We start from the raw sequence: 625 nt of genomic DNA on the forward strand, positions 1-625 counted from the left end.
TCCTGATAATCAATGAAGGATTTGCGTAGGCTGCAACGCCTGTTGCCATATCTGGCCCGGGATCGACGCAGATTATTTCTTGCCATATGCCTCCTTTTACCAGTGGCTGCAGCTAGTGCTGTGCAACCACTACTGGTGGGCCAAGCAATTTCTGTATTACGCGGTGAACAGGCTTGGTGGTGGCTGCAAGCAATGCCAATGGCCTCGGCCCTGCGCTGGTTGATCGGCTTATTACTTGTAGCAGTGTTGGTGCGCCTCGCCCTGCAAGGTAGCCAAAGCTTATTAGTGCAAACAATTGGCCAACGACTCACCTCACAATTAAGGGTTGATTTATTTAGCCACACCCTCAATTTATCGCTGCGCTTTCACGACCGCACCCCCGTTGGTAAATTGATAACACGATTAACAAATGATGTAGATGCCCTGGCGGAAGTATTTGGTTCAGGCGCAATTGGAGTAATTGCCGATGTGGTTACTTTTATAGTAATCGCATCATTAATGCTATCAATCAATCGGCCGCTGGGATTAATGCTGCTGTTTCTGCAAATCCCCATAACCTGGCTTGTGATAAGCCTTCAACAGCGTTATCGAAAAGCTAATTACAGAGTTAGAGAAGAATTAGGCC

The 625-nt window shown here is 47.5% G+C and carries 1 protein-coding gene; it reads left to right on the forward strand.

Annotation, left to right across the window (positions count from 1 at the left end):
- Positions 1-12: 12 nt before the first annotated feature.
- The coding region (locus tag C7K08_RS15045) for an ABC transporter transmembrane domain-containing protein (protein ID WP_133165355.1) at positions 13-625 on the forward strand (613 nt) is incomplete at its 3' end.

It is taken from the genome of Synechococcus lacustris str. Tous, assembly GCF_003011125.1.
Lineage (GTDB): Bacteria > Cyanobacteriota > Cyanobacteriia > PCC-6307 > Cyanobiaceae > Synechococcus_D > Synechococcus_D lacustris.